The 25,725-nt window shown below is 33.1% G+C and carries 21 protein-coding genes; 3 read left to right on the top strand and 18 right to left on the bottom strand.

Annotated features, from left to right (window positions below):
- Positions 1–30 precede the first annotated feature (30 nt).
- The 6 genes from JRC48_RS00595 to JRC48_RS00570 all read right to left on the bottom strand — a co-directional run bounded on the left by JRC48_RS00595 (position 31) and on the right by JRC48_RS00570 (position 3,917).
- A complete protein-coding gene (locus tag JRC48_RS00595) occupies positions 31–651 on the bottom strand; it encodes a hypothetical protein (RefSeq protein WP_235069943.1) in 621 nt (206 codons plus the stop codon).
- A 141-nt stretch (positions 652–792) separates the two neighbouring features.
- On the bottom strand, positions 793–1,497 hold the full coding sequence (locus tag JRC48_RS00590) for an acyl-[acyl-carrier-protein] thioesterase (protein WP_235069942.1): 705 nt from the start codon (positions 1,495–1,497) through the stop codon (positions 793–795).
- Positions 1,498–1,582: 85 nt separating this feature from the next.
- The gene (locus tag JRC48_RS00585) at positions 1,583–2,257 is read right to left on the bottom strand and encodes a hypothetical protein (protein WP_235069941.1); all 675 of its coding nucleotides are present in this window, start codon (positions 2,255–2,257) and stop codon (positions 1,583–1,585) included.
- 15 nt (positions 2,258–2,272) lie between these two features.
- A complete protein-coding gene (locus JRC48_RS00580; RefSeq protein ID WP_235069940.1) occupies positions 2,273–2,413 on the bottom strand; it encodes a hypothetical protein in 141 nt (46 codons plus the stop codon).
- 169 nt (positions 2,414–2,582) lie between these two features.
- The gene (gene aroQ / locus JRC48_RS00575) at positions 2,583–3,032 is read right to left on the bottom strand and encodes a type II 3-dehydroquinate dehydratase (RefSeq protein ID WP_235069939.1); all 450 of its coding nucleotides are present in this window, start codon (positions 3,030–3,032) and stop codon (positions 2,583–2,585) included.
- 15 nt (positions 3,033–3,047) lie between these two features.
- A complete protein-coding gene (locus JRC48_RS00570; protein WP_235069938.1) occupies positions 3,048–3,917 on the bottom strand; it encodes a shikimate dehydrogenase in 870 nt (289 codons plus the stop codon).
- A gap of 383 nt (positions 3,918–4,300) precedes the next feature.
- Between JRC48_RS00570 and JRC48_RS00565 the strand changes: the two genes are divergently transcribed.
- Both JRC48_RS00565 and JRC48_RS00560 read left to right on the top strand, forming a co-directional pair.
- Positions 4,301–5,677 carry a dicarboxylate/amino acid:cation symporter gene (locus tag JRC48_RS00565; RefSeq protein WP_235069937.1) on the top strand — a complete coding sequence of 459 codons (1,377 nt, stop codon included), beginning with the start codon at positions 4,301–4,303 and terminating at the stop codon, positions 5,675–5,677.
- Positions 5,678–6,138: 461 nt separating this feature from the next.
- On the top strand, positions 6,139–7,488 hold the full coding sequence (locus JRC48_RS00560) for a dicarboxylate/amino acid:cation symporter (RefSeq protein ID WP_235069936.1): 1,350 nt from the start codon (positions 6,139–6,141) through the stop codon (positions 7,486–7,488).
- A 106-nt stretch (positions 7,489–7,594) separates the two neighbouring features.
- Here the strand turns inward: JRC48_RS00560 and JRC48_RS00555 are convergent, their stop codons facing one another.
- From JRC48_RS00555 to JRC48_RS00520, 8 genes are all read right to left on the bottom strand, one after another.
- A complete protein-coding gene (locus JRC48_RS00555) occupies positions 7,595–8,011 on the bottom strand; it encodes a C-GCAxxG-C-C family protein (RefSeq protein ID WP_235069935.1) in 417 nt (138 codons plus the stop codon).
- Positions 8,012–8,342: 331 nt separating this feature from the next.
- Positions 8,343–9,650, bottom strand: coding sequence for a maltose ABC transporter substrate-binding protein (locus tag JRC48_RS00550; RefSeq protein ID WP_235069934.1), 1,308 nt, complete (start codon positions 9,648–9,650; stop codon positions 8,343–8,345).
- 152 nt (positions 9,651–9,802) lie between these two features.
- Positions 9,803–10,627, bottom strand: a complete 825-nt coding sequence (locus JRC48_RS00545; protein WP_235069933.1) for a PHP domain-containing protein — start codon at positions 10,625–10,627, stop codon at positions 9,803–9,805.
- Between the two features lie 313 nt (positions 10,628–10,940).
- Positions 10,941–12,278 (bottom strand): ABC transporter substrate-binding protein, encoded by a 1,338-nt coding sequence (locus JRC48_RS00540; RefSeq protein WP_235069932.1) that lies wholly within the window; start codon positions 12,276–12,278, stop codon positions 10,941–10,943.
- A gap of 251 nt (positions 12,279–12,529) precedes the next feature.
- Positions 12,530–13,093, bottom strand: a complete 564-nt coding sequence (locus JRC48_RS00535; RefSeq protein ID WP_235069931.1) for an NUDIX hydrolase — start codon at positions 13,091–13,093, stop codon at positions 12,530–12,532.
- Positions 13,080–13,583 carry a hypothetical protein gene (locus JRC48_RS00530; RefSeq protein ID WP_235069930.1) on the bottom strand — a complete coding sequence of 168 codons (504 nt, stop codon included), beginning with the start codon at positions 13,581–13,583 and terminating at the stop codon, positions 13,080–13,082. Before JRC48_RS00530 ends, JRC48_RS00535 begins: the two co-directional genes overlap by 14 nt.
- On the bottom strand, positions 13,570–15,465 hold the full coding sequence (locus tag JRC48_RS00525; RefSeq protein WP_235069929.1) for a DEAD/DEAH box helicase: 1,896 nt from the start codon (positions 15,463–15,465) through the stop codon (positions 13,570–13,572). Before JRC48_RS00525 ends, JRC48_RS00530 begins: the two co-directional genes overlap by 14 nt.
- Positions 15,466–15,551: 86 nt before the next feature.
- Positions 15,552–17,012, bottom strand: a complete 1,461-nt coding sequence (locus JRC48_RS00520; RefSeq protein ID WP_235069928.1) for a SulP family inorganic anion transporter — start codon at positions 17,010–17,012, stop codon at positions 15,552–15,554.
- Positions 17,013–17,350: 338 nt separating this feature from the next.
- On the opposite strand from JRC48_RS00520, the gene JRC48_RS00515 reads away from it, so the two are divergent.
- The gene (locus JRC48_RS00515) at positions 17,351–17,953 is read left to right on the top strand and encodes a methyltransferase (RefSeq protein WP_235069927.1); all 603 of its coding nucleotides are present in this window, start codon (positions 17,351–17,353) and stop codon (positions 17,951–17,953) included.
- Positions 17,954–18,077: 124 nt separating this feature from the next.
- Here the strand turns inward: JRC48_RS00515 and JRC48_RS00510 are convergent, their stop codons facing one another.
- The 4 genes from JRC48_RS00510 to JRC48_RS00495 all read right to left on the bottom strand — a co-directional run bounded on the left by JRC48_RS00510 (position 18,078) and on the right by JRC48_RS00495 (position 25,724).
- Complete coding sequence (locus JRC48_RS00510; protein ID WP_235069926.1) at positions 18,078–18,371, bottom strand: HNH endonuclease; 294 nt, start codon at positions 18,369–18,371, stop codon at positions 18,078–18,080.
- Between the two features lie 679 nt (positions 18,372–19,050).
- On the bottom strand, positions 19,051–21,480 hold the full coding sequence (locus JRC48_RS00505; RefSeq protein ID WP_235069925.1) for a glycogen/starch/alpha-glucan phosphorylase: 2,430 nt from the start codon (positions 21,478–21,480) through the stop codon (positions 19,051–19,053).
- Between the two features lie 633 nt (positions 21,481–22,113).
- Entirely contained in the window at positions 22,114–24,561 is a 2,448-nt protein-coding gene (locus JRC48_RS00500; protein ID WP_235069924.1) for a glycogen/starch synthase, read from the bottom strand.
- Positions 24,561–25,724: a glucose-1-phosphate adenylyltransferase gene (locus tag JRC48_RS00495; protein WP_235069923.1), complete on the bottom strand. Its 1,164-nt coding sequence runs from the start codon at positions 25,722–25,724 to the stop codon at positions 24,561–24,563. The genes JRC48_RS00500 and JRC48_RS00495 overlap by 1 nt, the downstream gene beginning before the upstream one ends.
- Between the last annotated feature and the right edge of the window lies 1 nt (position 25,725).

Raw genomic sequence — 25,725 nt, 5'->3', positions numbered from 1 at the left:
CTGTTCATAAAAACATCATGATTAAAAACGCTATAACGAATGGACTAAACGATTTAAAATAAAATCTTTACTAATTCCATGTTCTAATGCATAAGTATATGCCTCTAGTTTCGTATCAAATGATTTAATATGTAAAACATTCATTGGGTAGTATGCTTGCTGATAAGCGTCATCAAAAATATCTAATACACTTAAAATCATAAAGGTATGCGTCATCGCCTCGGACAAATCATCATAATTAATAGCATCAAAGTCTATAACATCACTTAACTGCTCAATGAGGTGCGCCATATGAATATCGATTTGTTCACTCTCCATTCGATCATTTGATAATTCCATGATCTGAACTAACTCGTCAATATTTCGCTGAATTTCTTTAATAATTGCAGAGACCGAAACGGCTTGTAAGATAGTTGCTGGATGAGTTAGTTGTGAAATCAAGCTTTCTAAAATACCGTAATTATTATCAAAACGTTTATATAAATCTAAAAAATCATAATATTCTTGCCGACTTAAGATACAATTCGCTATTTTTATGAATTCATTTCCCTTACTTTCGCATAGTTCACAATAATCAAGCATCTCATTTGCTGCTTTAATTAATGAGATAGCTCCATCGTCTGTCATCCATTCATCCTCAACTATCGCCATCATCTCATCTCCCTACCCCAATTCATTTCTTTAACTGACAACCTCTCAACTTTGAGTGACTAATATTACAGTTTATGAACGAAAGAATAAAAAAATGACACATTATAACAAAAAAGGAACCCTCTTTTATGGGTCCTTTCGTTAAATTTTAAAAGCGACAATGACAGATGGATTAAGATCTTGGCGATACAATGTCACATAATAGTATTCATCATCTTGTGAAGTAGCCGGAATTAACCTCTCACCAAATTGAACAGCTTTTTTATAATCGACTCGGACTTGCTTGATTGTGACTCCTTTTGGTAAGTATTCCATTGCTATCGCAACATACTGACTATTATTCACATGTCCGTTTGTATCGATTTGATATTGATGAATTTGAATGGATTCTAAGTAAGTTTGATCAGTTGGTACTTTAATTTTTCTTGGTAAATACTCCATCTCCCATTTGGGTTCAATTGGATATTTTTCTAACTCTTCTTCTGTTAGTCTCACAAAACTTTCAGTCTTAGGATTAAAAAAGCATCCACATAAGTTAGCGTAAGCAAGCACGCGATCATCCTTATCAAATAAAACGTAGTTTCGATAACCAAACATTCCTTTACATCCATAAATTAATGTTCCTACTTTAATTTCTTCACCTAATACAGGCATGCGATTAATTTCAATTTGCCATGATAACATATAAAAAGCCAAGTCGTGACTCATGAAATAGTCAGCACCAAGCCCAATATCTTCTAGATGAAAAGTACTACAGTCTTGAAAATAATTAATTAAATGATGAAGTGTTAAATGGCCATCCTCTCCAATTTCACTAAATCTAATACGCCCTGTTAATTGATACAACTTTACCACCTCTTGACTCTATTATAAACTAAGTAGCACCTTTTCCCCAATAAAAAAAGCATTATCTTGCGATAAAGCTTTTTTATTATTCACTGATTCTTCTGTAAGAGTCAATTCCATGATAAACACTAACCCCTTGTTGACTTAGTGCATTTAATAAATCTTTTGCTTCTTCAATATAATGACAGTTCACTTTTTTCACTTCACCATTTTCAAAGACAAGTGTTACTGTTTTTAAATAGTTTAAATGCATCGATTCCATTTGCTTAAAATCATGAAAGTTGATATACGCCGCTTTTAGTAACTGTCTAGGTTGAATACAAGCCTCTCCCTCAAGAACAATAACATATTGACTTGTCATAATTAAATGACGATTTTCATAGACAAGTTCCTCATCATTTAAATACTGAAGAGCTACTTCAATTGAGAGATTTGATGTCGTTGGATGAGAGGTGACTAACTTCACATCATTGGCTAACAGAAATTGCTTAAACTGATGAAATGATTTAATTGCACTTGAAAAAATAGAAATATTGATCATCACTAAAATACCGATTCCCAAGATTAATAAATATTCTTCAATCCTACCATAATAAATAGAACGAAGCATCATATGTTTGGAATGACTTAAAAAAGTTCCATATCCAAGACAAACAGTAATAAAACTTAAAACAAGGCCATACCCAAAATAACTTAACCCACTTCTAATAAAACTATTTTTAATGTACTGCCTTAATTCGACACTCTTCATTTCTTGCATAGTGCATTCCCCCAGTTAATAGATTAAACTCCATGGCTGACGATGAGCTGATTCATCCATATGATCAAGATTTGTATCGTTTACGCTAAACAAAGATGATATTAAATATCCAATAAATAGACCTATTAAGATGATGATAACCCCTCTCTTTTTCATTTCGTTCACTTCCTTTTCAAAAAGTAATTCAGTGACTTACTACATTATATGTCTTTCATTCAAAATTATATTTAAAGCGCTTACTAAAGGATCAAAAAAAGACTTAGTAATAAAAGTTACTAAGTCTTTATGAGATGAATATTAATTAACGAATGAGAGGTTAATTTAATTAAGCATTTTGTTTTGCTTTATAGTCTTCTAATGCTTGAATAGCTAAAATATATCCAAATTCACCAAATCCACATAATTGTCCAATACATGCTGGAGCTGTTACTGATTTATGACGGAACTCTTCACGTGCATGAACATTTGAAATATGAACTTCAACTGTTGGAACTCCTGCAGCAGCCTTAATTGCATCATGGATCGCATAGCTGTAATGAGTGTGTGCTCCTGGATTAATGATCACTCCATCATAGTTTTCAAAGTATGCTTTTTGGAACCACTCAATAATTTGTCCTTCATAGTTACTTTGAAGAACTTCAATTTCATGCCCGCGTTTTGTTCCTTCTTCTTTAATATATTCTACGATATCAGCATAGTTTCGGCTTCCGTAAATTCCTTTTTCACGAATTCCAACCATGTTTAAGTTTGGACCATTTAATACTAAGATTTTCATCGTATTCGTCTCCTCTTATTTTAAATTTAAAACTTCTTTGATGTGATCGATTGGCATCTCTTGTCCTGTCCATAATTTGAAAGCAGCTGCTCCTTGGAATAACATCATTCCTAATCCGTTTAATGTCGGACAACCAACGCTTTCTGCTAATTCTAATAAAGCTGTTTTAGCTGGGCTGTAAACAACATCACAAACGATTAATTCAGGACGTAACATTGAAGCATCTTTAATGTATGTTTGACCTTCTAATGGTTTCATACCTACACCTGTTGCATTAATGAACATGTAGCTATCTGCCATTTGTTTACGTAATTCTTCTGTATCAGCTAAATCGTATAATGTTGCTTTACAGTTCGTTTTTTCATTGATATCTTTAACTGTTTGTTTAGCACGTTCAAAACAAGCATCTTGAATATTAAAAATAGCTAACTCTGCTACTCCATCTAATGCTGCTTGAATTTGAATCGCTGTTCCAGCACCACCGCAACCAACGATTGTTACTTTTTTACCGATTGGATCAAATCCTGCATCTGCAACAGATGTCATGAATCCAACACCATCTGTAATGTGTCCTGTTAAAACACCATTATCATTTACAATGGTATTAACCGCACCGCAAAGTTCTGCTGCTGGTGATAATTTATCTAAATATTTGTGAACAACTGTTTTGTTTGGCATTGAAACGTTGCATCCGCGTACGTTCATTGCACGGAATCCTTTAATTGTATCTTCTAATTGCTCATTACCTACTTCAAACGCTAAATAAGCATAATCTAATCCTAATTTAGCAAATGCCGCATTGTGCATTTTAGGTGAACTACTATGTCGAATAGGTGTTGCAATTAACCCAATTAATTCTGTATGACCTGTAATACGTGGTTCCATTTCCTTCACTCCTCAAATTGACTTTGTTAATAATTTCATTATAAAACCGATTATTTAATTAATCTAGTAGACATTTTCGTGTTTATTAATAGAAATCATCTATAGATTAATCATTTTTTCACAAAAAATCGATCCTCGATTTTCTTATATATAGAAAGTCTAAATTCATTTTAAATCAAGTAAGTGAATCAACTGTTTTATCACCCATAATTTCACTATTGACATCTTCAAGATGTAAGGGTATAGTAATTAACTATCTAAATACATTTTTTTTCACAAACTTCTATTCCGATCTTAAAGTCAAGGACATATAGAGTATTTAGAAAGTAGAAAAATAAGATTATTTAATGGTAGAAATACCGATTAACACGAGGAGAAAGAACATGAGAGCAAAGAATCATACTAAAAAAACTCATCATTTAGCCATCAAAATGACAGCTGCCTTAGTCATGGGATTAATTGCTGGTATTGGATTTTTGTTTTTAAGAGAAAAGCTACTTTTATCTAACCAAGAAGGCATTTGGAATATGATTTATCAACTGTTATTTGAAGATATTAGTACAGAAGCAGGAAGTGATGCGTTCGGTTTATTTTATATCATTGGTCAACTCTTTTTGAATGCGATGCAACTGATTATTATTCCAATGGTTTTTACTTCGATTGCATTAGCGATGTGCCGAATTTCTGATACAAAAAAACTAGGACGTATTGCCTATAAAACCGTTTTAGGATTTTTATTTACTTCAATTGCTGCTTTGATTTGCGCTGGTTTAGTTGGATTAATAGCTAATCATCTTGGTTGGTTCACATCAACAGCTATTGGTGATGTGACAACTCAATCTGGAAGTACTGGAACTAACCCCCTACTGATCATCTTAAACGCTGTTCCAAATAATATTACTTCTGTTTTATCAAGTAATGGGAATGTTTTAGCAGTTGTCTTTTTAGCCGTTGTGACGGGACTATGCTTTAATCATTTAGGAGATCAAATTAAAGTTTTTAAAAGGTTATTAGAAGAAGTTAATCAAATGGTCACTGTCTTTTTAACTTTTTTAATTACTAAGTTTGGTCCATTAGCTGTTTTTGTGCTTATTACACGTACCTTTGCTATTTATGGTATTGAGCATTTAAAACCTGCTTTAGCCTATATGGGGACTGTCTTTTTAGTAAGCCTCCCATTTTTAATCTTTGGTTATTCTATTTATATCTTTTTATTTACTCGTTTAAATCCTATTTATTTCATTAAAAAGATGGGAAAGGTTGCTTTATTTGCTTTCTCAATGAATTCATCGGCATCTACCTTACCGTTAAATCAACAAACGGTGACAAAAGAACTTGGGGTATCAGATGAATTAACGTCATTTATCCTACCTTTAGGTATGACGATTAATATGAATGGTACAGCTATTTATCAGATCATTGCCACTATCTTCATTGCTTCAAGTGCAGGGTATGAAGTAACATTAGGAAGTATTCTTATGATTTCAGTGTTGGCCTTAATTTCATCCGTCGGAACTCCTGCCGCTCCTGGTTCAGGAACGGTCATCTTATTTACTATTTTAACAGCAATGGGTTACTCGAATGAAATGACAATTCTAACGTATTCCTTAATTTTAGCGATTAATCGCCCAATCGAAATGGTGACTACCTCACTTAATGTAGTGGGTGATGCCGCAACAGCCGTAGTCGTTGCTAAATCAGAAGGATGCTTAGACGAATCAATCTACTACACTGAATCTGAAAAACTATCTATTAATTAATAAAAGAGGTCTTTAATTAGACCTCTTTTTTGATTCTCATTAAACTCATTAATTTTCATTGTTATACTTCATAAATCATTGTAATTGTAATAACTTATTACTTGTACTCCTTGTAAACTTTAATCACAGAACTGATTTCATTCTAATTCTCAACGTACAAAAAGTGACATTTTTCACTCTTTTTTTCAAAAATACTTGACTCATCTTCAAGAACAATGTATATTTAATCACTAGTAGGAACCCTTTAAGATTGCTCATGAGAAGTAATTAAGGAAAAATATAGTCGTTATATCATACTAATCGATCAACCAAAACATCGCTTAGTAATATTGCTGTATTCATTTATGCCTTAAGTTCGTGAAATCAATGGGACTTAAGGCTTTTTTTCATCTTATACAAGTTGTTTCATAAGATGAGGTGATTGGGTCCTAACATCTATGAAAAGAGGAGAGACTTACTCAATGACTAAAAAACAAAATAACAATCGTTTAGCCATTCATATGGTAATTGCACTTATTGGTGGTTTAGTAACAGGATCATTATTCTTACTATTACGTGAAAATTTATTAACGTCAGGGAATACGGATCTTTGGGCAACGATCAATAAAATCTTATTTCAAGATATCAGTGCCGAAGGAGCTCAAGATGCAATAGGAATCTTTTATATCTTAGGACAATTATTCTTAAACTCAATGCAGTTAGTTATTGTTCCAATGGTATTTACTTCAATCGCTTTAGCGATGTGTCGTATCTCTGATACTAAAACATTAGGACGATTATCATATAAAACAATTGGTGGATTTTTAGGAACATCATTTTTCGCTTTAATTCTAGCTGGAATCGTTGGGTTATTTGCTAATAAAATGGGATTATTCAATGTTAATATTAATAACATTACAGCACAAACGGGTTCAACAGGTTCAAATCCATTATTAATCTTTGTCAATGCGATCCCTAATAACATTACATCTGTTTTTTCAACAAATGGAAGTATCTTATCTATTGTCTTTTTAGCCGTTGTTACAGGACTATCAATTAACCATTTAGGAAAAGAAATTTTAGTTTTAAAAAAGCTACTAGAAGATATTAATAAAATTATCACTGTCTTTTTAACATTCTTAATTACTAAATTCGGACCATTCGCTATTTTTATTTTATTAACTCGTACATTTGCTATCTATGGTGTTGAACATTTAAAACCTGCGTTAGCTTATGTAATTACTGTCGTTATCACGTTATTAGTATTCTTAATCTTTGGATATGCCTTATTTATTTTTGTAACAACACGTTTAAATCCAATGCCGTTTGTTAAGAAAATTGGAAAAGTTGCCATGTTTGGATTCTCAACGTCTTCTTCCGCAGCAACATTACCGTTAAATACTAAAACAACTGTTGATGAGCTAGGGGTTAATAATGAGATTGCCTCATTTATTTTACCTCTTGGTATGACGATCAATATGAACGGAACAGCTATTATGCAAGTGATTGCCGCTATTTTCATTGCCTCAAGTGCCGGATATGACGTCACATTTGGAAGTATTTCATTAATTGCTATTTTAGCTTTAATTGCTTCAATCGGAACGCCAGCTGCACCTGGTGCTGGAGCTGTCATCTTATTTACTGTGTTATCTGGTATGGGGTATCAAAATGATGCAGCCGTTCTTGCATACTCGTTAATTTTAGCTATTAACCGTCCAGTTGAAATGTTAGTCACAGCATTAAACGTAGTTGGAGACTCTGCAACAGCTGTTGTTGTAGCTAAATCAGAAAATTGCTTAGATGAACAAGTTTATTTCCAAGAAACAAAATAATCTTTATTAGACACTCAATCAGAGTGTCTTTTTTTATTCAACCGTTTCATTCATTGATTAACTGTTTGTCACAATAAATTAAATAAAAAGCGTAAAACTTAAGGTTCTACGCTTTTTTACTTCGCCACTCTTCTAATAAGATAACTGCATCTTCGACATATGAAGTACACAGCTTTTCATAACGTTGATGGTGTTTACAATTTAACAATTGATCACACATAAGAGAACTGTTTTTTACTTCAAATGTTTTTGCCAAATCATGAATACTTTGATAGCATGACTTTCTTGAATCATTTTGTATCGTATCACCGTCTGATGAAAAATAACTAGCTACCATAAACATAGCAGTCACAGCACCACAAGTATGACGTAAGCCCCCCATACCACTTCCAAACCCCTCTGCTATTTTGAAAGCTTGTCTTTCCTCTAGTCCGATTAAATCATGATACGCACACAATACCGCTTGAGAGCAGTTATAACCCTTTTGATGATTATTAATGGCTCGTTTAATTCGCTTTTCCATAATCTTAATCTCCTAACTGTATCAAACCAAATAAGTACTCTATAGCTGGGGTGTCCTCGTTCCAAGACCGTCTAACGTTCACCCATTATTTTAAAAAAATATGAATCTAGACTTCTCTATTTTATCATAAACCAATTTTATTAACTTTATTTTTCGTTTAAAATAACCTACATACAATAGAGTTTATAATTGTTTTTCTCCTATAAACGGAATTGAAACATAGATGTGATCTTTAAAGAACTAGTTAAGTTTGATTTTTCTTAGAAACTAACTAACAGGGCATAATAAAAAACTACCTGTTTAACAGGTAGTTTTTGTTTAGTGTGTGTGATTATTGCGCTAATTCTAACGCTGCATTATAATCTGTTAATGCTTTTTCAGCAGCTTCTTCTGGAGTTGATAATCCTTCCCATACTGAACGATACATTGTTTCAGCTGCTCCCCAGTAGCTAGACATTTCAGGTAAAACTGGCATTGCTTGTGTGAATTGTGCTTGTTCTAAAATACCTAATACATAAGGATCTTCATTAATTCCCTCAATAACTGTTGCATCTTTTAATGCCGGAATTGATCCTTTAACATCATACATTACTTTTAATCCTTCTTCAGATCCTAAAAATTCTAATACTTGTTTAGCTTCTTGTGGATGCTCTGTGTAGGCGCTAATACATGCAATAATATTTCCTGAGAATGTTTCAGGTTGAACCCCATTAATGGTTGGAATTGTTGTAATTCCCCATTCAAATCCTGCATCTTGTGTTGTTACCTCTTGAATTGACCATGGACCAGTGATAATATAAGGCACATTTCCTTTAGCAAACTCAACTTCAACTGAATCCCAGTTTAAATCTGCATATGGAACATTTAAATATTCTTTCATTGATTCATAAAATGTTAAACCGTCGATAACACCTTGTGAATTTAAGTTAACTTGTGAAGCGTCATCATGAGTTGGGCCATATAATTCAAATCCACCTGCAGTTAAGAATAAATGCATGGTATATGAATTTCCTGCTTCATAACGCATTAAGAATTTATTTGATGAAGCATCATTATATTTAGCAGCTTGTTCTTTAATTTCTTCAAATGATTTGGCTACATCAAATCCGTTTTCATCTAACAATGTTTTGTTGTAGAATAAAGCAACTGTTTCTGTTGATAACGGCATTCCATAATAAGTATTATCTACTTTTACAGTTCCAACTGATGCATCAATGAAACGTTCTTCAATATCTGCTCCCATATCTGAACTTAATGGTAATAGCATTTGTCCGTTAATTCCTGTACTCATATTATCATGAGGAATAATAAAGACATCTGCTCCAAGACCTGCTGGTCCATCAAGTTCTAATTTACTTAAAGCATCTACTGATCCAACATTTTCAAAGATGATATCAATGTTTGGTAAAGCAGCTTCAAGTGCTTCTTCCATCGCAGCCCCATAATCATCATTATCTAACCATAATTTAACCTCTACCTTATCCCCACTACTTGATCCATTAGAATCAGATGTTTGTGACCCTTGTTCTGATGAATTTGGCATCGTTGTTGAAGAGTCATTTCCTCCCTCATTGCCACAACCGATTAGCCCTGCTAACGATAAAGAAGCGATTAAACCCATTGATAATAATTTTTTCATTTTCTTTGCCCCCCGTATTTAATTAACTGCTTACATTAAACAATATAGCATTGTAAGCGAATACATTCAATGAGACACCCATCTTATGTAACCGTTTTTAACCATTGAGATAACGGTTACACAAAATGCATAAAATTTATTTATTCTTTTAATTAGAATTTTAATCTAAGATCACTTACATCCTTTTTAATACATCCCATGATGTATTCACTCTCTTTTTTACTCATTTCCCCATGACAATCACAACCGACTGTAATCATTAAATCATGTTCTTCACAAAACTTAACACAGTACTCTGTTAATTCTTGACTATGAATAGGGTAATAACACTCGATTCCATCAATATGAATTGAAACTAACTGTTCAAAGTCCGCACCCACTTCACTCATTGAATGATGACGATAATACTTTCCAGGATGAGCTAAAATAGCTTTTCCACCACATTGATGAATTTGTTTAATGGCTTCTTCTACTGTTGGAAAGTCATAATCTTTATAAAAGATATGATAATCACGATAAATCTTTAAGCCGTCCATAAGCGTCTCAGTTAGTCCTCGATCATGTAAGTAGTGAATTCCTTTAAATCCACCTAGACGACGATCATAACTATAAGCTTCGTAGTCTTGCGATGAAAGATGATCATAATCTTTTTCCATCAGTTTAATTAAATCAACTCCCATTTGATCCAGTTGTTGACGTGATTTTTTAATAATAGCAGCAAATTCGTCATTCACTTTAAAATCGTATGCTAATAAATGAATTGATCGATTGTTAAAAACACAATCTAATTCTACACCTAACACGTAGTTCATTCCTAATTCTTGACAAGCTAACTCAAATTCTTCATGAGCTTCAATCGTATTATGATCCGTAATTGAAATAAATCCTAATCCTTTTTCCTTGGCTAACTCTACCACCTCACGTGGGGAAAATGAACCATCTGAATAATAAGAATGCATATGTAAATCTACTAACACTAACTCCAACCCCTCACTTTACTCTTTTAATATTATAACAAAATCTGACATAAAAAACGAACATCAATCCTTTAATCTATACTCTTTTTATAACTTTTGTACCAGATAATTAACTAAGTATACTTTGCCATGTAAAGAATTTTAACGGAATAAAAATCTTTATAACTTCTAAAAAATCTTAAATCAGCAGTGATACTAAGGTTTAAAAAATTTTTAATATTCTTTTTTTTCTTATTAAGATCTACAAGAGTTCTTTCATTTATTTTTTTTATGAGTGCAAAAAGAGATAGCCAATAGACTATCTCTTTTTAATTTAGTTTAAACCTAATGCTTTTAAAGCTTCTTCAATCGCTTGAGCTGGTTCCATGTTATTTAATACAACATTTTCAACTGCTACACCAGCTTGTGAACGTACATTATATGATGTGAAATCATCATTTGTAAAGACAACATCATAGAAGTAGTAGTCTGATTGAGCAGGACCTGCTTCTTTTGTCATGTCTCCAGATTCAACGATGTAGTTTTGATATTCTTCTGAATCTACAACTGTTTGACGGATTGGTAAGTATCCTGTATTCATTGTCCAGTAAAGGTTAGCATCATAAGTTCCTAAAAACTTAGCGAATTCATAAGCTCCATATACTTGTTCATCTGTTGTTTCACCTTGTTTCATGATAACAACGTTTGTTCCTTGTTGGATAACTGCTTTAGTCTCTTCACTTTGTTGTGGAATTGGTGCAGCCGACCATTCAAATTGATTTTCTGCTTCTGCAATTCCGTTCATAACATGTGATGCTCCTGATGTTGATCCTACATACATTTGTACTAAACCACTGATGAATGGTCCTGACATGTATTTATCTTCACCAGGTAAACGCCAGTAACCTGCATCTGTATTACGTTTGATCATTTCTAACATTTCAACAGCTGCATCTGTTTCACCGAATAATACTTCACCATTTGATGTTGTATATTCTCCACCAAATTGTTTTACTAATGTAATGAATGTATTTTCAGCTGAATCAAATCCAAGTGCTGGATGTCCTGTTAATTCTGTGATTTGTTTAGAAACTTGTTCCATTTCTTCCCAAGTTGTTGGAACTGTTAAGTTATTTTCTTCGAAGAATGTTTTATTATAATATAAAACTTCTGTTGATTTGTTAAACGGTAAAGAGTAGAATTTATTTCCTTCATATTGGCTATTTTCTTTACGATATGCTTCAGCAATATCTTCAAAGTCTTTAATTCCTACTTCTTCATCAAAAATATAATTATCTAATTCAACAACTGCTCCAGACTGTAAGTACTCTGCTACCCAATCAGGATATGCTTGAGAAATAGCTGGTGCATTTTTTGCTTTAATAGCTGCTGTTACTTTTGATTTTAAATCGTTATAAGCCCCTTGATAAACTGGTTTAACTGTAATTCCTTTTTCTTGACCAACTGTTCCATTGAAATCTTCAACTAATTTATTAACTGCTTCTTCGTTTGGTCCTGACATTGCATGCCAGAATTCGATTTCAACTGGATTTTCAATTGAAGTAACTAAATCTTTGTTTTCTTGTTCTTGGTTTTCTTCATTTCCATTTGAACAAGCTACCATAGCTGATAACCCAAATAATACTGCGCATGATGCTGCTAATTTTTTCACTTTCATGTCCTCCTATTCAATATGGCCATTGAATTTTAGTAATTTTTATTAAGAAGTGTTATCCAATAAAAGGATTATTTTACTTCTTTTTACTTATGAGAGCATTATATCCAATTATTACACAAAAATCAACATATTTACCAATATTTTTAAATAGAACACAAAAAGAACATGTTTAAAAATCTGTATGATTTAAAATTAATCTCTTTTAGATCTTAAATTAACGCTCTTTATTTCTTCTTTTAAAACTCTTATTTTCGTAACTCTTCTGCACGTTTTAATAATTTCTTGTAGATCGGGATCATTTGTGGTTCCTGACAATAATGCTCTATTTCATTAACCGAAATCCAGCCCACGTTACTATTTTCATCTTCTTTAATACGAAGCACATCTGATTCATCTGCAATTAATAAAAATGAAACATTTAAGTGCTGATGTGAACTCACATAGCTTCCCTTTTTCATATGACCCCATACAGGTAAAATATCTAGAGATATGATTTCATCAGTTAGTGGACAAATATGCACAATACCCGTTTCTTCTTTTGCTTCTTTTATAGCGACTTCTAATAAATCTTTTTCACCATCAGCATGTCCACCAGTCCACCCCCAGCTATCATAAAGGTTATGATAAATCATTAAAACTTTATCTCTTGTTTCATTTAAAATAAATCCTGAACAAGTAAAATGAGCAAAATCATTTTCTCTTGTTAAAATGTTATCTTCAAATAACTTAATATACTCAAGCATCACTTTTTGATCCTGTACTTCCTGCTCATTTTTTGGAACATATGATTCAATTTTATTTTTCCACATGATTATCACTCCTTAATCGTATTGTTATAAACTCATCTAGTGAAAATTCAAAAATCTCACTTAAGACGCCACCTTTTTTATAAAGAACTAAATCAAGACTTTCAAACATCTCATGAAGTTCCATAACTAACTTGTCACTTCGTCGTTTATATCCAAGCTTTTTTAAAAGCGTTCGAAACTTAATCTTTACATAGTCAGTCTCTGTATACTGAATTCTAAGTTTGATCACTTTTAAATAGTGTGCCATATCTTGATTAAAGCGACCACTAATGATTTTCCCATTTCTAGTCGATTCAATTTTAATCATCTCGTTCATGACCTGATCATCCAGTTGCTCTAATTGTTCATCAACTTCAATCATGAATTTTGAAAGTGATTCAGTGGGTGATAATGCTTCATGTAATGTTTTAATAAGCTTCCGTTCTTGTAAGTAAGATAAATCTGCTATGGATAAAAAGACCGCAATATCGTACACATTAATGATTTTCATGTTTTTCACCTTCTATTAATTTTCTTAGTTCGATGTTTAATTGGCGAATAAAGAATGCTTTTTTATGGAAATAAATCGAGAATAATTCTTCTGGATCAGACCACAATCGATTAATATAATCTCTTTGTTGCGATCGTGTTAAATTTTCATGAATGATGTAGGAAGCCACTGTTTCTAAATTGACACGTTCTCGATTGATGTCATCAAATAAAATAAAAGGTGGCGCTTCTTGATGCACACTAAAATAGTGTAACAAAGCTTTAATATCTCGCTCATCATAGCCTGGAATCATCGTTCCTAAAAAACAACGTCTCGTACATATATCAGTGAGTTTTTGCAATAACTTAGCAGAGGTAATTTCTCCTTGAATTTGATGATACTCAAAAAACTTAGGTAGTTGTGAAATTAAATGTTCGTATCGACGCTTCGTACTATCATAAATTAAAATCTGATGACTTCTTTCAATTCCACGATCAATCAACGTAAAAGCATACATTCCTAGTGGAACACGTTTCATGAATGAAATAGACTCTAATTGCTTCGTGTCAACACTGGCATCTAAAAGATGAATATATTCTTCTAATTTGGCAAAAGAAATACGTTCATAAATCTTTTCAATCTCTTTATCCCCTTGCTCTTCTCTCGTTGCTTCTTTCCCATTCACTAGTGTTTGAGCATTAATCCAGGCAATTTTATCTTGCCAATCATCAATAAAACTTACAATATATGCTTTCTCAGTTCCACCAGCTTTACTTCCACGTAACGCACGACCAACCATTTGAGTCATTAGAGCCATTGACGTCGTCGGCCTTGTTAAGAAAACAGATTGAGTTTGTGGTAAGTCGACCCCTTCTGTTAAAATGTTCACATTGATTAGCACATGAATATCACCTGTTTGATAAGCTTTGATGGTTGCTTCATTTTCTAAACCAAATTGTTTCATTTCCAAGACATCATCAGTTTCCTGGGAAATAATAACGCCACATTTCACGCCTGCTTTTTCAAATAATGTTTTTAAGACAACCGCATGAATTCGATTAATCGCAAAAATAATCGTCTGACCATATTTTTGATAGTTATACCGTTTTACAATTAACGCATTTCTCACTTTGTGCTTAGCCATAGTAATAGCTATATCTGGTGGAATGACGTCATCTAATTCTAAGCGTTGCTTTTCTTTTTTATTTAAATCTAAGACTAAATCAGTTTGACATTCCTCAAAATGAGGTAGCGCTAAAATTCCTCTTTTAATTAAATCTGTTAGATCAATTTTATACGCGATATCATCTGGAAAAACCTCACTCAACTGTCGCGCATCACTTCGAAAAGGAGTTGCAGTTAAACCTAATAACTTGAGATTAGAAACTTTTTGTTTTAGATAAGTTAAAATTTTTTGATAAGTGGGAGCACTCGCATGATGAGCCTCATCAATAATGACGTATAATTCTTTTTCTTGTTTTAACCAACGATTTAATTGCTTCGTTTGTTTAACTAAGCTATCTTTACTCACAATTAATAAATCGTCAGTTGATTTAATCCTATTGGCGGATTGATGAACTCCAGAAATGACACGATAACTGAAGTTTAGACGTTCCTTCATCACATTAGCATAGGCGTTTAACTCAAACGTTTGGATAGCTTGTTCAAGTAGAAGTTGTCGATGTGCTAACCATAGAACCTTTTTTCCTTTATTTAATGCACCATTTAATAGCCACCAACAAGCCGTCAATGTTTTTCCACCACCAGTTGGAATAACTAATACCGATTGAAATGATGAATGTTTATCCATTTCCTTTAATACCTCTAAAGCTTCTAACTGATGCTCATATAATTGTTTAGGATTCACTTTCGTTTTAACCCAAATTTGTCCTTCATCTCTCATGTTGTCTCTTCCTTTGTTTAATCTTAAAGTTATTATATCGATATTTTATATTTTTTGACAAATTAAAAGAGCGGTGATCCGCTCCTTTAATGTCCTGAGATAACTTCTAAGCCACCCGGTTTATTATGAATCGCACATTTTTCAAGAAGCGCTTCACATGCAGGGCTTAATCCTATCAAATGAGTTTTAATTCCATTTTTATGTAAACGAATAACAACTTTATCAACAGCGTCCACTGCAGATTCATCCCATAAACGAACATGCGTAAAATCAATTGTTACTTCTTCCACCTTTTCTTGATAATCAAACGATTGAATAAAGTCTGAAGATGAAGCAAATGATAACTGTCCCGTAATCATATAAACAATTCCATTATGATCTATTTTATCAACATGAACTTTAGAGCTTTTAATTCCAAAGAAGATAACACTTAATAAAGTACCTGCAACTACACCGTATGCCAAGTTATGTGTCGATACAACGATGATTACTGTTGTTATCATCACAAGATTATCACTCAGTGGCACACATTTCATACGCTTAAATGATTGCCAATTAATCGTTGTTAAAGAAACAACAACCATGACGGCTGCCAGTGAAACAACGGGTACCTTGACCATGAAGTCACTAAATAAAATCATAGAACTAAGCATTAACGTTCCAGCGACTGCACTTGCTAAACGGCCACGTCCACCGTAACTTAAATTCAACATTGATTGTCCGATCATCCCACAACCCGCAATTCCACCAAAAAAGCCAGACACTATATTGGCTAATCCTTGAGCAATTGTTTCACGGTTTTTATCGCTTGGTGTATTGGTCATCTCATCAATCAATTGAGCGGTTAAAAGTGACTCAACAATCCCTACAATCGATAATGAAACAGCATATGGGAAAATAATTGATAATGTTTCTAAGTTAAATGGTACGCTTGGAATTATTAATTCAGGTAATTCACTCGTCATACGTCCCATATCACCTAATGTTTTAATATCTATATTAAAAACTAAAACAATCGTTGTAATGCACGTGATAGCAACAATTGGTGATGGAATTTTTTTCGTTAGTTTTGGAAATAGATAAATAATCATAATTCCAATGGCACCTAAAACGAATAAGATCGAATTTCCTCGGAAATGTTCTAATTGAGAAATAAACATCATAATTCCAAGAGAATTAACAAATCCATGCATGACTGGTTTTGGAATAAACTTTAATAAGTTCCCAATCTTGAAGTATCCGAAGATTACTTGTAAAATTCCAGTTAAAATCGTTGCTGCAAACATATACTCGATTCCATAATCACGAACTAAACTTGCCAGGACTAATGCCATTGCCCCCGCTGCTGCTGATACGAGACCTGGACGTCCACCAAAAATAGCTGTAATCAGTGTAATACAAAATGTCGCATAAACCCCAACCATAGGATCGACTCCTGCAACAATCATAAACCCCATTACTTCAGGAATGAGCGCCATAAACACAACAATTCCTGCTAATACATCACCTTTTATATTTCCTAACCACTCTCGTTTGAATTCTTTCATGAATAACCTCACTTCTACAAATAATCACATACAGCTTTTTATTATATAAGAAGGCGTTATTGTCGTCAATGAAGTAAAAGTAAGAGTCACTTAGCGTATATCTTAGTTAAACATAACTACTTTTAGTAACTTTAGGGCCAACTCCTTACTAAGTCACTGATTATTGCTACTCATGAAGTTTTAATTCATCTAAGACATCTCTTTAAAAGTTTATCTTTTCGTTTAAGCTCATTTTAAAAAAACTCTCTAATACGAGGTTATCCACATCTATCCTCTTGAAAGTTCTGGGATAAACTCATAAAATAAAGTTATTCTAATACTAAAGAGGGTACCCATTAATGACTGAAAAAGATTATGAGACATTATTGAATATTGAAACCGGTGGGACAGATAAATATCATACTTCTCACCTTTATCATCGATATGAACCAACACCTTATGAAGTTCTTCATCACTTATTTGAACATTACGAGATTAAACCATCTGATCACGTGGTTGATTATGGCTGTGGGAAAGGACGTCTAAACTTTTATATTTATCATTACTTTCACGCTCGTGTAACAGGCATTGAAATGAATGAAACCTTTTATGATATTGCAATCAATAACAAAGCAAGCTATCTAAAAAAACATCGTCGTCCAACAGACTCTCTTAATTTTTATTGCTGTTTAGCAGAAGATTATGAGATTGATCCAACAGATAATAAGTTCTACTTCTTCAATCCATTCTCCATTCAAATTTTTAGAAAAATTATTGAAAATATCCTTATTTCTCTTGAACAACATCCGCGTGAGGTAGAGCTGATTCTTTATTATGCCTCAGATGAGTATCAATATTTTTTAGAACATCGAACGGCTTTTACACTTAAACAAGAAGTTCTTTTACCAAGTCATCAGCGTGATCATCGCGAACGATTTTTAATTTATCAACTTACTTATTAAAGACTACAAGTAGCTGTAGTCTTTTTTATATTTCTAACAAATTCTTTTCATTTGATTTCAATCGTTAACTACAAGTTTTACATAATGAAAAAGTCATTCGATATGGTAAATTATGTATTTTATTTTAGCATTTTTTACGCTTTTGCTCTTTAGACTTAGCGACAACGGTTCGCTTCGTTACAGGTTGTTTTTTTATAAATCGAATAAACTTTTTTAATTTCTCATCATTTTTTAAAGCTTCAAGTGTAAACAATCGAAGGGCTAATTCTTGATTTGAATATAGGGCATGAATTTGACGATGACAATCGGGACAAATCATCACAATATCTTTCTCCGTTCCGCCCTCCTCTCTTGGAATAATATGATGCTTTGTTAGTGTAATTTCACTACGTTCGCATAATTCGCATCTGTTTTCCATCACGATCACTCCTTCAACTATTATTTTTCCTATATTCAAGAAAACTAAGCTAAGAAAGAGTCATTTTTGTTTTATTTAAAAATTCAGGTTAATAAATGCAGTCAAATAAAAAACACAACTCACACGAAAAACTTCTTCTCAACAAAGTAGCTGAATTTAAACAAAATATAACCACCAGTGCGAACTGGTGGTTTTCTCTGCGGCTGAAAGCCTCTATTGCCGGCCTAGGCCTGAAAGGCCTCCTGAAGTCCTTAACTTCTGCACCACATTCACTTATTAATCCTCAAAGGATTTCTTGCTTACTCTCTTCATCTTGTTTTTCAGCAACCACTCATTCAAGCGTCATCAGACCAGTTACCTCTTTCCTATCTCTTTACTAGCAGCTTATCGAATTTTTACACGAATTATCTTGTCACCTTTAGCCTTACTTTCTAAATAAAGTGAAATCTTCTTTTATAATTACATTCTACCTCTTATCTCACTTCTCTTAATATTCGTCTACTTTTTACTCTAAGTACCCTTTGATTACCACGCTAAAAGCTTTCCGGAACCACCCGCATAGCAGGTGGTTTTCATTTAACACAAAAAAAGAGTAGATCACTTGATCTACTCTTTTTTTGTGTTAAATGAGTTCATATGAAAAATTCCACTGCTAAGAAGCTTGATGACTTAATTTTTCTTAAAATGTTAATGGATCTAAATGCCAAATTTGATCTGAATATTCTTGAATGGTACGATCCGATGAAAACTTACCTGAACGTGCAATATTAATCATTGACATTTCAAGCCATTTGTCTTGATTTTTATATGTTTGATTCGCTCGTTCTTGGGCACGAACGTAAGCATCAAAATCTTTTAATACGAAGTATTCATCCCCGTGATGAGTCACTGCATTAAAGATATCGCGGAACTCCTCAGTATCCGGTGTTAAGAATCCATTCACTAATTGGTCAAGAACACGGTGAATACGAGCATCAGAGTGGTAAAGATCCCATGGATTATAACCACCATTTTGATAATAATCATTCACCTCGTCTGCACTTAAACCAAAGATAAAGCTATTATCATCTCCAACTAATTCGTGAATTTCAACATTAGCTCCATCCATTGTTCCAATCGTCATAGCTCCATTTAACATAAACTTCATATTTCCTGTTCCTGAAGCTTCTTTGGATGCCGTTGAAATTTGCTCTGATAAATCGGCTGCTGGCATAATTAACTCTGCATAAGTTACATTATAGTTTTCAACGAATACAACTTTTAATAACTGATTGGTATCTGAATCGTTATTAACTTTTTCAGCAATCGAATTAATTAATTTAATCACTTTTTTAGCAAAATAATATCCTGAAGCCGCCTTAGCTCCAAAAATAAAAGATTGCGGATGGAAGTTCGCTCTAAACACTTCATCCTCTTTTAAGCGATTATATAAATACATGATATGCATCGCATTTAGTAATTGTCGTTTATACGCATGTAGACGTTTAACTTGAATATCAAAAATAGAATTTGGATCTAATAAGACGCCTTGTTCTTTATAAATGCGATCTGATAAAGCTTTTTTACGTGCATACTTCATTTTTTTAATTTCATCTTTAACGTTTTTATCGTTAATTTTTTCTTCAAACTTCGCAAGTTCAAACGTATTAGTATGATACTGTGTTCCAATTTGTTCGTCTAATATTTTTGTTAATTCTGGATTGCAGTGTAACAACCAGCGACGGTGTGTAATTCCGTTTGTTTTATTATTAAAACGATCTGGGTACATGTGATAAAAATCTTTCATTTCAATATGAGTTAAAATATCTGTATGTAACTGTGCCACTCCATTAATACTGAACGATCCAACGATAGCTAAGTGTGCCATACGTACTTGATCATGTCCAATGATCGCTAATTGAGCAACTTTTTCTGGTTGATTTGGATAACGATTTAATAAATCTAAGCAGTAACGACGATTAATTTCTTCTGTAATCATATAAATTCTTGGAAGTAATGGCTTAAATAAGTCAACTGGCCACTTTTCAAGTGCTTCAGCTAAAATGGTATGATTCGTATAAGCGCATGAATGTTGCGTAATAAACCAAGCTTGATCCCAGTCATATCCTTCTTCATCAATTAAAATACGCATGAGTTCTGGAACAATTAAAGCTGGGTGAGTATCGTTAATATGAAGTACATTTTTTTCATGGAAATTATCTAGCGTTTGATAAGTTTCTTTATGCTGACGAACGGCCCAACGAACTCCCGCTGCAACAAAGAAATATTGTTGTTTTAAGCGTAATACTTTTCCTTCTCTTGTTGAATCATCTGGATATAAAAACTCTGAAATATTTCGAACGCCTTTTTCGTAGTCAACAGCCGAAATATGATCGGGATAATCTTTTTCTGTTGGCTCTGATGACCACAAACGTAAGGTGTTCACTGTTTTATTACCACTTGTAATGTCTCCAACGACAGGGACATCATATGGAACTGCACGTACGTACTCTGCTGGTAAATGAGTATAAACATCACGTCCATCAACTTTATCAACTTTTATTTCTCCGTAAAATGGAATTTCCACTGATTCATTTGATTTGCGAACTTCCCAAACATAACCGCGTTGTAGCCACTTATCTGGAACTTCTACTTGATATCCATCAATAATTTTTTGCTCGAAGAATCCGTAGCGATAACGCATCCCATTTCCATGCCCTGGTAGTGCAAGTGAAGCAATTGAATCCATAAAGCATGCAGCTAAACGTCCAAGTCCTCCGTTTCCTAATCCAGCATCAGCTTCGATTTTTTCTAATTCATTTAAATCAATATTTAAATCATTCATTGCCGCCTCAATAGTTGATCGGATGCCTAAATTCATAATATTATTAGTTAATAAACGCCCCATCAAAAATTCCATTGAAAAATAGTAAACTTGTTTATGTTTTCCTTCTACAATTGCCTGATTCGTCTCAATCCAATTTGATGAGATATACTCACGCACAAGTGTTCCTAATGTAAAATATCTTTGATGTGGAGTGCTTTCTTCAAATTTGATCCCATAAATTTGTTCTACACGTGTCTGAAACGCCTCTTTAAATACATTCTTATCAACAAATACATTAGTCATTAGAAGACATCTCCCTTCCATTTGTGTAATCGCTTTACAATTACATTTTTTCCATCCCATAAATTTATTATAGCAGATAATGAACTAGATGAAATCACCCTCTCCCCCTGTAACGCGTTCCTTTTTATCAATCCGTCAAGATCGGTTTTTTATTGGTGAAAAATAATAAAATTCTGTAAGTATGACATACATGTTTTTTGAAATTATTCGGTTAGCGCCTATCTTTATAATAAAAAGATAAACGTACTTCATTGAGTTTAAATAGTGATAAACAAACTTATCTTTATATAGATGAAATGACTTTTTATTGATGTGGATGGTGATTCATAGTATTAAATCTTTCCGTCATGTCATGATCAAAAAGTTACCCACTTTTTAATCAATAACGTTCATCTAATCCATTCACTTCATCTTTAATCATGATGTTGCTACTCTCATGACATCGTTTTAAATCCAATTTTTAACTAAATGTATTATAGCGTCTTAACTCGAATTTATTCATCAAATTATTGTATGATTCATAAATTGAATTCATTACATTATATTGTTATTTTATATTACTGTCTTAGCTTTTTAGTACACTTTTCCTTATTATTCTATAAATAAAATAAAGAGCCTCATCATTTAGGCTCTTTATTCTTCATTTATTAAATTTCGATAAAGGTTAATGTACTTGTCCGTCGATTTTTTCCAGCTTAAATCTTGAGTCATTGCACTTTGAATCAGCTTATGCCAATGTTCTGGCATATGATAAAAGTTAATCGCTCGTTTAAGTGTAAATAACATATCATGAGCGTTATAATGTGCAAATCCAAATCCATTTCCATGCTGAATAAACTCATTATATGGAATAATCGTATCTTTTAGGCCACCTGTTTCCCGAACGATTGGAATTGTTCCATACTTGAGTGCAATCATTTGGCTAATTCCACATGGTTCAAAGCGTGATGGCATTAAAAAGATATCACTACCTGCATAAATCATTTGTGAATTATACGAATAAAAACCAATATTCGCTGATACTTTTGTTGGATATTTTCGTGCCATCTCCTTGAAGAAGCTTGTATATTTATCATCGCCATCACCTAATAAAACAAACTGAACGTCTTCAAGCATTAGTTCTTCAAATACTTTAAGAATGAGATCAAATCCTTTTTGTTCTACTAAACGTGAAACCATCCCAATGACAGGTATATTTGGATTGACTTTTAAGCCAAGTTCTCGCTGCATTTGGCACTTATTTTCTTTTTTAACTTCAATGTTTTTAGTAGAGTATCGTTTATAAATACTTAAATCCGTTGCCGGATTATTATAGTTGTAATTCACTCCATTAATAATTCCATGAAGATGATTTTTACGCGCCACAATAAAACGATCTAATCCTTCGGCAAAGTAAGGATAGCAAATTTCATTACAGTAAGTTTCTGAAACCGTTGTGACTTCATCGCTAATCACAATTGCTGTCTTCATAAAGTTGACCTTTTCAAATAGCATGACTTCGTTTGGAATGGTCTCAAATCGCGAAATAATAGCTAAATCAGAAACATCGCAAATACCTTGGTAATGAATGTTGTGAATCGTAAACACAGTTTTTGTATACATGAAAAAATTACTTCTTTTCATAAATACATACTTCATAAAATATGGAATTAATCCAGTTAGCCAGTCATGACAATGAATGACGTCATACTTCATCTGACATTTTTCAATAAAATCAAGTGTCAAATAGCAGTAAAGTTCATAGCGTTGACAATCGTCTTTATATCCATATAATTTTTCGCGTGTTAATTCCCCACATGAAATAAAATAATAATTAATCCCATCTTTTGAGTAACGATACACATCATAAGGAACCTCTAACTCATCAAGAACAATTAATGACCTAAATTCATGACTTAAATTTTCTTGATAACGCTCAGCTAATGAGTTAAGCAGCGGTAAAATCACATCAACATTTAATCCTTGATTAATTAATTCTTGCGTTAACTCTGATGTTACATCGCCTAATCCACCCGTTTTGTAAAAAGGAACACACTCTGTTGAAACTTGAAGGACATTAATTCCTTTATTTCCAACGACACGCTGACCTTTTCCAAGGACGAGTGGCGTATAATCTTGCCCACTCAACCGAGCACCATCACTAATGTAGACATGTTTATCTGTAATCACTTGCTCAACGATACTATTTTCTCCGATTACTGTTCTTGGTAAGATCACAGAATTTCTTACAATTGCTCCTCGTTTAACGGTCACATCTCGAAAAAGAATACAGTTTTCAACTTTTCCTTCAATATGACATCCGTTTGCAATCATTGAATTACTGACATCTGCCTCTTTTGTATAAAATGTCGGTGACTCATCCTTTGTTTTCGTTAATACCGGACGATTTAATAAGAAAATTTGAAATCCATACTCATAATGCAACATGTCTAAATTTGCTCGATAATAAGATAAAATGGAATCAATCGTTCGCGTATATGAATCGTGTTCATAGCGATTAATTTTAATTCCATCATTCATCTCCACTAAATCCATCACGGTTTGATACGGAGAAATTTCATATCTTAAAATTAATTCAATTAAATATTCTCGAGACAAGACGAAAATATTAACCGGCTTGTTTCGGTAATAGGCTTGTGTAACCTCTGCTCCTGATTCAATATGAGAATTAACTAATTGTTCGAACGAAATGGTGGTGATAATGTTGGCGTGATACAAAACAACATAGGTTTGACGTGATCTTAAAAAATAATCAATGTATTCTCTCATTCTAGCAAATGTTAAGGTATTAGCAATTGCACTAACATCCTTTTTAGGAGGAAGTAAAAATAATCCGTCTACTTTACGATCAAGACCCCAAAACTTTCCTGACCGAATATGATCACTTAATGAGTGATAATCACCATCAGGAAAAATCGAAACATTCGTAATTCCTGAATGAACGGCATTAGATAAGGCAAAATCAACTAATCGATAACGACCAGCAAATGGTAGGGCTGCAACACAACGTTGATTCAATAAATTTTGTAGTGATTGTGATGTATTTGTTCCATCAATCACACATAAAGCTTTATTTTTCATTAGTCATCCCCCCTACCTTGGCTTTCTAATATTTCTTCAAGATTGTCGTTAGTCACCAATATAATATGATCTTCATCTCCTAAAATATCAGTATATGGTGGAATGATAACTTCATCCCCAATAATCGCATACCTAATTCGGCAGTCATGCTCAATCTTAGCCTGGCTTAAAACCACACTTTTTTCAACTATTGATCGCTCATCGACGACACATCGATGTCCAATAATGGAATCATAAATCTCACCAAAAATCATACTACCTTCATTTAACCAAGTATTACGAACTTTAGCTCCTTTTAAGATGTGATGTGGAGGTAAGTTAGGAGTTTTTGAAAAGATAGGCCAACTATAATCATGTAAATTTAAATCATTGTCAGGATCGAGTAAATCCATATGTGCTTTCCAATACCCATCAACCGTTCCAACATCTCGCCAATAACCTTTATATTCATAGGCAAATACCTTACAATTCTCATTAATAAAGTGAGGAATGACGTCTTGAGCAAAATCAACGCCATCATAAATATGCTTATAATACTTATGAATAATATCTTCTTTAAATTTTTGCCAACTAAAAACGTATACTCCCATAGAAGCAAGTTGGCTATCTGTTTTGACTGGCTTTTCTTCAAAATCTATAACACGATTTTGTTCATCTACTTTTAACATTCCAAAACGTTTCGTTTCTTCCTTTGGAACTCGAATCGTTGAAATCGTTAGTTCTGAATTTTGCTCGATATGATAATCAATTAGCTTTCGATAATCCATCTTGTAAATATGGTCGGCTGATAAGACGAGTAAGTAATCAGGATTATACTGTTCAATAAACGGCATATTTAAAATAACTGCCTCTGCCGTCCCACCTTGCCATAAAAATCCATAGTCACGCGACGTGTAAGGTCCCATTACTGTAACGGAAGCTCCATAGACATCTAAATCCCATGAACTCCCTTCTCCAATATAGCTATTTAATTCTAATGGTTCATATTGAGTTAAAACACCTACTTGATCAATGCCTGAGTTCGTACAATTACTTAAGACAAAGTCAATTAAACGATATTTTCCTGCAAATGAAACGGCTGGTTTAGGACGATGAATGGTTAATTCTTTTAAGCGAGTTCCCTTTCCTCCCGCTAATATAATAGCAACCACATTAACAGCCATT

Source organism: Turicibacter sp. TJ11 (genome assembly GCF_021497505.1).
Taxonomy (GTDB): domain Bacteria; phylum Bacillota_I; class Bacilli_A; order MOL361; family Turicibacteraceae; genus Turicibacter.
Note: the sequence above shows the minus strand (reverse complement) of the source record. Positions and strands in the feature narration are given on the sequence as shown.

Coding starts and splice junctions, on each gene's coding strand:
- JRC48_RS00595 (WP_235069943.1), bottom strand. CDS start 651: ATGGCGATAGTTGAGGATGAATGGATGACAGACGATGGAGCTATCTCA.
- JRC48_RS00585 (WP_235069941.1), bottom strand. CDS start 2,257: ATGCAAGAAATGAAGAGTGTCGAATTAAGGCAGTACATTAAAAATAGT.
- JRC48_RS00580 (WP_235069940.1), bottom strand. CDS start 2,413: ATGAAAAAGAGAGGGGTTATCATCATCTTAATAGGTCTATTTATTGGA.
- aroQ (WP_235069939.1), bottom strand. CDS start 3,032: ATGAAAATCTTAGTATTAAATGGTCCAAACTTAAACATGGTTGGAATT.
- JRC48_RS00570 (WP_235069938.1), bottom strand. CDS start 3,917: ATGGAACCACGTATTACAGGTCATACAGAATTAATTGGGTTAATTGCA.
- JRC48_RS00565 (WP_235069937.1), top strand. CDS start 4,301: ATGAGAGCAAAGAATCATACTAAAAAAACTCATCATTTAGCCATCAAA.
- JRC48_RS00560 (WP_235069936.1), top strand. CDS start 6,139: ATGACTAAAAAACAAAATAACAATCGTTTAGCCATTCATATGGTAATT.
- JRC48_RS00555 (WP_235069935.1), bottom strand. CDS start 8,011: ATGGAAAAGCGAATTAAACGAGCCATTAATAATCATCAAAAGGGTTAT.
- JRC48_RS00550 (WP_235069934.1), bottom strand. CDS start 9,650: ATGAAAAAATTATTATCAATGGGTTTAATCGCTTCTTTATCGTTAGCA.
- JRC48_RS00535 (WP_235069931.1), bottom strand. CDS start 13,093: ATGTGGAAAAATAAAATTGAATCATATGTTCCAAAAAATGAGCAGGAA.
- JRC48_RS00530 (WP_235069930.1), bottom strand. CDS start 13,583: ATGAAAATCATTAATGTGTACGATATTGCGGTCTTTTTATCCATAGCA.
- JRC48_RS00525 (WP_235069929.1), bottom strand. CDS start 15,465: ATGAGAGATGAAGGACAAATTTGGGTTAAAACGAAAGTGAATCCTAAA.
- JRC48_RS00520 (WP_235069928.1), bottom strand. CDS start 17,012: ATGAAAGAATTCAAACGAGAGTGGTTAGGAAATATAAAAGGTGATGTA.
- JRC48_RS00515 (WP_235069927.1), top strand. CDS start 17,351: ATGACTGAAAAAGATTATGAGACATTATTGAATATTGAAACCGGTGGG.
- JRC48_RS00510 (WP_235069926.1), bottom strand. CDS start 18,371: ATGGAAAACAGATGCGAATTATGCGAACGTAGTGAAATTACACTAACA.
- JRC48_RS00505 (WP_235069925.1), bottom strand. CDS start 21,480: ATGACTAATGTATTTGTTGATAAGAATGTATTTAAAGAGGCGTTTCAG.
- JRC48_RS00500 (WP_235069924.1), bottom strand. CDS start 24,561: ATGAAAAATAAAGCTTTATGTGTGATTGATGGAACAAATACATCACAA.
- JRC48_RS00495 (WP_235069923.1), bottom strand. CDS start 25,724: ATGGCTGTTAATGTGGTTGCTATTATATTAGCGGGAGGAAAGGGAACT.